The sequence below is a fragment of the Microcoleus sp. B4-C2 genome (assembly GCF_036705265.1).
Classification (GTDB): Bacteria; Cyanobacteriota; Cyanobacteriia; order Cyanobacteriales; family Microcoleaceae; genus Microcoleus.
In genome coordinates this window covers 11767-17938 of record NZ_JAUBUB010000118.1, presented here as the reverse complement: position 1 = coordinate 17938, position 6172 = coordinate 11767, and the positions used below count along the sequence as shown (strand labels likewise).

The 6172-nt window shown below is 45.0% G+C and carries 6 protein-coding genes; 5 read left to right on the top strand and 1 reads right to left on the bottom strand.

Annotation, left to right across the window (positions count from 1 at the left end; all coding sequences use genetic code 11):
* Positions 1-181 precede the first annotated feature (181 nt).
* On the bottom strand, positions 182-994 hold the full coding sequence (locus QUB20_RS25225) for an ABC transporter ATP-binding protein (protein WP_333250354.1): 813 nt from the start codon (positions 992-994) through the stop codon (positions 182-184).
* A 215-nt stretch (positions 995-1209) separates the two neighbouring features.
* Here QUB20_RS25225 and QUB20_RS25220 point away from each other — a divergent pair, with 215 nt between their 5' ends.
* The 5 genes from QUB20_RS25220 (at position 1210) to QUB20_RS25200 (ending at position 5868) form a co-directional block, all read left to right on the top strand.
* Positions 1210-2076 (top strand): HEAT repeat domain-containing protein, encoded by an 867-nt coding sequence (locus QUB20_RS25220; protein ID WP_333250352.1) that lies wholly within the window; start codon positions 1210-1212, stop codon positions 2074-2076.
* A 105-nt stretch (positions 2077-2181) separates the two neighbouring features.
* Positions 2182-2661 carry a HEAT repeat domain-containing protein gene (locus tag QUB20_RS25215; protein WP_333250358.1) on the top strand — a complete coding sequence of 160 codons (480 nt, stop codon included), beginning with the start codon at positions 2182-2184 and terminating at the stop codon, positions 2659-2661.
* A 217-nt stretch (positions 2662-2878) separates the two neighbouring features.
* Positions 2879-3073: a hypothetical protein gene (locus QUB20_RS25210; protein WP_333250350.1), complete on the top strand. Its 195-nt coding sequence runs from the start codon at positions 2879-2881 to the stop codon at positions 3071-3073.
* Between the two features lie 2 nt (positions 3074-3075).
* On the top strand, positions 3076-3927 hold the full coding sequence (locus QUB20_RS25205; RefSeq protein WP_333250348.1) for a Uma2 family endonuclease: 852 nt from the start codon (positions 3076-3078) through the stop codon (positions 3925-3927).
* A gap of 72 nt (positions 3928-3999) precedes the next feature.
* Positions 4000-5868: a tetratricopeptide repeat protein gene (locus QUB20_RS25200; RefSeq protein WP_333250346.1), complete on the top strand. Its 1869-nt coding sequence runs from the start codon at positions 4000-4002 to the stop codon at positions 5866-5868.
* Positions 5869-6172: the final 304 nt, after the last annotated feature.

Below are 6172 nucleotides of genomic sequence, written 5' to 3'. Positions count from 1 at the left end.
ATTTTAAAGTCCCAAAAGCCTTTCGACCCCAATTATTTACTTGCTACCCCTTGACAGTTCAAGACAGTATCTACAGAATGTGTCATAATGCTGCAATATGTGATTTTTTAATATTACTCTTAGTCCGCGTAGGCGGACATTGTTTGTGTAGACGCGATTTCCAATCGCCGGGTTTCCTTAGTTATTTTTCATCTCCCAAATAAGCCTCAATAACCGCCGGGTCATTCCTGACAATAGCAGGCTCGCCCAAGGCAATAAGCTGACCGAAATGCAAGACGGCAATGCGATCGCACAATCCCATAACAAGCGGTACATGATGCTCGATCAATATTACAGTTAAATTGAATTGTTGGCGCACTTCTCGGATAAATTCGCTTAATTTGTGCTTTTCATTGGGATTCATCCCCGCTGCTGGTTCATCTAACAGCAATATTTGCGGTTCTAGGGCTAAAGCGCGGGCAATTTCTAAGCGCCTCTGGTCGCCGTAGGGCAAGTTTTTCGCTTGTTCGCCCGCGCGATCGCCCAATCCGACTAAATCCAGCAATTCTAAGGCTTTTCGCTGGGTTTTGCGTTCCATTGCGTTAGATGCTGGCAAGCCGAAAATCCCCGCCAGCACCGATAAAACTGGATTGCCCGATCGACTATGGATGTGTCGGGCGATCGCCACATTTTCCACAGCAGAAAGTTCCCCAAATAACCGGATATTTTGAAAAGTTCTGGCAATACCTTTATTAGCAATTTGATAAGGCTTCAATTGGGAAATATTTTCATTTTGATAAATCAGGTTGCCACTAGAAGCAGGTATCAGTCCAGTCATGAGATTAAATAGAGTTGTCTTGCCCGCGCCGTTAGGGCCGATTAATCCAAAAATCTCGTTTTTTTCAACTGTAAAAGATACGTTGTTTACAGCAATTAAACCACCAAAGCGACGGGTTAATCCTTTGGCTGCTAAAACAGGATTGCTTGTTGAGAGGGTAAGGGGTTCGGAAATCATAAACACATCATAGAACGAATATAAGATATCTCATTATGCCTTAGACTGCCGAATGTTCTTAAAGTGGCGCTTTTTAAGCAGTATTTAGGGCGATCGATTTCACCACGGACAAGCACAAATTTAGATGCCCCGGAGTCCTGAAACAGTTTGATGAGAATGTATACACAATTATTCAAATGGCTGAGACGGCTCATCAAACACAAGGATTCTAGCCCATGACGAAGCACTGCCGACAAGGATTAGCTGCCGTAATTGCTCTCTCGTTTCTATCTTTCACATCGCCTTTGCTGTTAACTCGCAATGCTGCGGGTGGAATTGGGGAGGAACCCACAGCTAATCCCAAACAGATTGCCTCCCTCACCGATAAGTTAAAGAGTAACAATGAAACGGCACTTGATGCAGCTATTAAGCTGTTACGAAAAATAGGTGAACCCGCCATCCCTGATTGGATGGAAGCTTGGCAGGATCAGAATTTGTCAGTCGCTCAGAGTGCTGCTGAGGTTCTAAGACAAATTGGTCTTCCTGCTATTCCTGCCTTTGTCAAAACATTGAAAGACTCAGATGTGTCGGTTGCTGCGGAAGCTAAAACTGCACTGCCACAGCTAATTCTGATGTTGAAAGACTCCGATGCAACTGTGCGTAGCCGTGCAGACTATGCTTTGGGAAGGATGGGTGCAGAAGCTAAAACTGCTGTGCCGCAGCTAATTCTCTTGTTGAAAGACTCAGATGCCACTGTGCGTAGCCGTGCAGCCAATGCTTTGGGAAGGATGGGTGCAGAAGCTAACACTGCTGTGCCACAGCTAATTCTCTTGCTGAAAGACTCCGATGCCACTGTGCGTAGCCGTGCAGACTATGCTTTGGCAAGGATGCGTGCAGAAGCTAACACTGCACAGTCACAGCTAATTCCCCTGCTTCAAGACTCAGATGTAACTGTGCGTAGCAGTGCAGCCAATGCTTTGGGAAGTTTCGGTGCAGAAGCTAAAACTGCACAGTCACAGCTAATTGTCTTGCTGAAAGACTCCCATCCAAATGTGCGTAGTAGTGCAGCCTCTGCTTTGAATAAAATCCGTGCAAAAGCTTAAACTGCACTGCCGCAGCTAATTGTCTTGCTGAAAGACTCCGATGCCAATCTGCGTAGTAGTGCAGCCTCTGCTTTGAATAAAATCCGTGCAAAAGCTTAAACTGCACTGCCGCAGCTAATTGTCTTGCTGAAAGACTCCGATGCCAATCTGCGTAGTAGTGCAGCCTCTGCTTTGGAAAGTATGGGTGCAGAAGCTAAAACTGCACTGCCGCAGCTAGTTCCGCTGCTGAAAGACTCCGATGCAAATGTGCGTAGCCCTGGGGTCGCGGTCTTGCTAAGGAATGCTTTTCACCTTCAAAAAAAAGAAAAAACACTAACTTCGCCGGAGTTAAATCAGGCTGTATCAAAATTAGAATCAGCCTTGAATATTTTGGCACAACCTGAAGCTAATTTCTCACAATCAACGATCGCAAATCTCCGTGTATACATCAATGCTCTCAAAGCTGGACAAAGCAATCGCCCCTTCATCAAATCACTTCCCAAAAATTTCTACATCTGGGGAATTTACATATTTGTCCTCTTGGGAAAGTTTGCCATCAACCCACTGCGGCTGCTCAAAATCTACGAAACCTTAAAACCGAAATAGCCTGCGACAGAAATATCACCGTTTGGCTAGCAAAACTCTATGCCGACCAACTCATTGTCAAGAAAAAAAGCACGATAGACGGCAATTTCACCCGCTAATAGTTTTGAGTTAATGCTGCACTATTTAAACCAAATAAACCGCAGAATAACAGAGGATAAAGTCAGCGATTCCACCGCTAGATATTAACGGCAAAGATGAGAGTTAATGGCAATATTTCTTGAAGGTAGCCGACTCCCAAAATTCATCAGAAGCGATCGCAGGCTTTCTGTTAGCAGTAAAAAATTGCTATCTCGATAAAATTCCCCGTGCAAAAGATACCGACTTTCTGCAGCAAGACATCCCATCGCGCTATAATATTACAATTACCGTAGGGCCTGAATCTCCTGAACATCTCGCAGGGATAATTGTATAACAATGTACATACCAGATTCGCCATCTTCCCCAAGAAAAGTGCTGCCGACGATGTACGATCTACCCAGTGAAGACCCGGAGGAGCCTGGTTTGCCTGACGAATATCATCGGTGGCAAGCACAACTTTTGTGCGATAGCTGCCTCCCCTCTAATTATCCACCCGATCGCCTCTTCTCTGCCAGCGATCTCAATCTATACTACGACTCCAACCATCCCAATTGGTACAAAAGACCCGATTGGTATTTAGTTGTGGGGGTTTCGAGATTTTACCAAGACAGAGACTTGCGCCAAAGTTACGTGATTTGGGACGAAGCAGTAACTCCTTTTATTGCGATCGAATTTCTGTCACCTGGTACGGAAGATGAAGATTTAGGACTGACAGAATCAGAACCAAACAAACCGCCGACTAAGTGGCAGGTTTACGAAATAATTTTGAAGATTCCTTATTACTTTGTTTTTAGCAAATACAACAACCAATTGAGGGTATTTCGGTTAATTGGCAACCGTTACCGCGAACAATTGTTAACAGGCTCTCGATTTTGGATACCGGAAATACAGTTAAGTTTGGGTTTGTGGGAAGGTGCTTTCCTGCAAAATCAAAGGTTGTGGTTGCGCTGGTATGATATTAATGGCAATTTGATTCTGACTCCAGAAGAATTTGAAAGACAGCGAGCTCAATTGGAAAGCCAACGAGCCGAGTTTGAAAGGCAGCAAGCTGAAATTGAAAGACAGCGAGCCGAATTAGAAAGTCAGCGAGCCGAGTTTGAAAGTCAACGAGCTGAATCAGAAAGAGAGCGAGCAAATCGTTTAGCCGATCGACTGCGAGCAATGGGCATTAATCCAGATGAGCTGTAAAATTAAATAGCAGCATGAAATGGTGCAAGCTGCAAGCGCTGTCGATAAAAACTTATTAACTAAAAATAAATTATGCCAGACTCTACCTCATTGCGCGATCGCTACTTAGGCCTAATCGACAAAATTGTCGAAATCACCCTCAAAGGTCAAATTCGCTCCAAAGAACAAGTTTATCAAATGCTGGTGCAAGACATTAGCACCGGTACTGGCGAAATCTTTGAACGCTGTTTCGGCGAACGCCTTGATGCGGCCGAGAATCAACTCAGAAATGAAAAAGACGAAATCAAACAAGCAAAGGCAAATCGCAGCCTCAGAGCTCTCAAAACCATCCAAGGAGAATGGGAACGCTGGCAGAAAGATAACCGCGTCGATCGCGCAATTGCATCCTCAATCCAACAAATCGTTAGTGCTGAATCTAATGCCCGCCTCTTGGCATTATTGCAAGTAATCGATCCGAATAAAGAACATCCGCTGACTCTCGCTCAATTGCAGCAATTGGCAAAATCTCTGCACCAACAAATGCTGCAAACTGCCAATCCCGAAACCGAACAAGATTTGCAGCAAATCACCGCCGGCATCGCCAAAGGTTTAGAATCTTGGCAGCGTTTGGAACCGGAACTTGTGGGCTGGATTTATCAGCCGCAGCAGCTAGGATTTGCCGGTAGTCCCGAACAAAATGGGCCTTGGGCTTTTTGGGCTAAAAAAGTTAACAGTCCCTTTCCCCAGGCTCTCTTGAATACTATTGCAGTCGGTGAATCTGTAGTTCAATTCGCAGCCCAGCAATCGAGTTTAGATTTAGACATATTGGTGGAAGTGGCGATTATTTTGCAGTGCTTGCAACGGGCGTTAGCGACATGGTTTGATAAGCAAGTTTACGATTCCAAAGTGTCAACAAAAGCTTCAATTTCTACTTACATTACTTTTGCGGTAATTTGGAGTCAGCTAGCTAGTGGGTTTAATAATTCTACCAAGAGTGGCGAGCAGTTGGCAAATGCTTGTTTTCAAGTAACTTTGCAAATTTTGCGGGCTTTTTCTCAGCGAGAATATTTTCCGCTTTACGGGGGGATTTTTGCTTCGTTTGATGGTAAAGCTCTGCGTCATACTTTGGATTATTTAGATGAACCGCTGCGGCGAGTTGAAGGCACTCAAGCGAAAGCTCGGATTCTGACGCTTTTGGGTTATTCGATGCAGGCGGCTGGGGCCTACGAGCGATCGCTCTTGCTGCACAAGCAAGCGCTGGAAATTGCCCGTACCGAAGGAGACAAAGCTTGCGAAGTTGCCAATCTCAATCACATCAGCCGCAACTATGTTGCTCAAAAAAATTATCAGGAAGCGATTAATTACAGCCAGCGGGCTTTAATTATGGCACGACAAGCGGGAGAGCGACAAGGCGAGGCAAATGCTCTGGCTAATTTGGGTTACAGCGAAGTGTTTCAAGCGCGGCAGTTGGAGGAGGTGGAACCGGAGGTTTATGAGAGTGCGATCGGTTATTTGGAACAAGGTTTGTTGCTATCGGAAAAATTGGGAGACAGGCAAAGTCAAGCTTTTTGTTCCAGCAGTCTCGGTATTGCTAAAATTGCCCTGGAAAATGCTGAAGCTGCGATCGAATATTTGCTCAAAGGTTGGCAAGCGGCTCAATTTTCAGGGGATTTATATTTGCAAGGTCTGAATTTGGCTTACTTGGCTCAAGCTTATTACAGAATCAACTCACTAGAAAAAGCGATATTTGCAGGCAGTTTGGGAATGTATACTTTGGAGCAAATTGGTGCGATGGAGTGGCGTCAATCGGCTGGTTTGTTGACCATTTTGCAGGGTCAAATGGGGGCGGAATCTTTTAAACAAGCTTTGGCTAAAAGTCGAGCGAATATCATTCCGGCGATCGGTGTTGATGGCTACGATTACATCCCGGAGTTGCTGGAAAAATACCAGCAATCTATTTAATATTATGTCCGATCGATTAACCATAATATCCCGGCGGGGCGGGTTTTTGAGATTGTCAATTATTGGCAGATATTGTTGTTGAACCCGCCCCTACCTGATTTCGGGCGAAGCGAAGCGGAGGGAATCGACCGGACATGATATAACTCTTTGTTGTGGAACAGGCCGGAAAGCCTCTTGCTGACAGAGGTTTAAGGTGTAAGTTCTAACTCGCCGAAAATCACCATTATCAATTAGTATTTCATGGGCGGGCTCTCCTGCTCAACCCCTACTCCCCACAAGAAAATTGAATTTTTGTGGAACAGGC